1 protein-coding gene is annotated in these 828 nt (G+C 74.4%); it reads right to left on the reverse strand.

All coding sequences use genetic code 11. The features are described 5' to 3' along the window. The coding region (locus tag CCN37_RS38125; RefSeq protein ID WP_210408413.1) for a TIM-barrel domain-containing protein at positions 1–828 on the reverse strand (828 nt) is incomplete at both ends.

Genomic DNA, 828 nt, shown 5'->3' on the forward strand with positions numbered 1-828 from the left:
GTCTCCCCGAAGGCGGCGAACGACACCGGTTCGTTCATGTCGTGCCACACCCCGGAGAAGCCCTGCGCCAGCCGCTCCGCGTACAGCCCGCCCCACCACTTGCGCACCCGCGGATCGGTGAAGTCGGGGAACACCGATTCGCCCGGCCACACCACTCCGCGCACCTCACGGCCCCGGGTGTCGCGCACGAAGACGTCCTCCGCCGCCCCGCTCGCGTACACCGCGTTGCCCGGCTCCGCCTTTACCGCCGGGTCGACGATCGACACCAGCCGCACCCCGCCCTCGAGCAGCTCGGCGGCGAGCCCCGGCAGATCGGGAAAGCGCGCGCCGTCCACCGTGAACACCCGGTGCCCGGCGAAGTGGTCGATGTCCAGATGCAGCGCGGACAGCGGCAGATCCCGCTCCCGGTAGCCCGCCACCACCCGCCGGACCTCCGCCGCGTCGCCGAACCCCCAGCGCGCGTGGTGATGGCCGAGCGCCCACCGCGGCGGGACGGCCGGGGCGCCCGTCAGCGCCGTCCAGCCGTGCAGCACCCGCGCCGGGGTGCCCACGATCACCCAGTAGCGCAGCGGGCCGCCCTCCATCCGCGTCCGGCAGCTGCCGGGCCGGTCGTGGCCCGAGCCCGCGCCCTCCTCGCCCTCCCGCAGGGTGACCGAGCCGTCCCAGGAGTTGTCGTGGAACACCAGATGGGTGCCCGCGTCGGCCACCACCAGCTGCACCGGCATGGTGAGATACAGCGGATCGTCCCCCGGCTCGAAGCTGCCGCCTGGGTCGGTGTTCCACAGCCGGTACACACCGTCCCGCAGCCGCGGCCCCGACGCCCGTCCG

The sequence above is a fragment of the Allokutzneria sp. NRRL B-24872 genome (assembly GCF_002155965.1).
GTDB lineage: Bacteria > Actinomycetota > Actinomycetes > Mycobacteriales > Pseudonocardiaceae > Allokutzneria.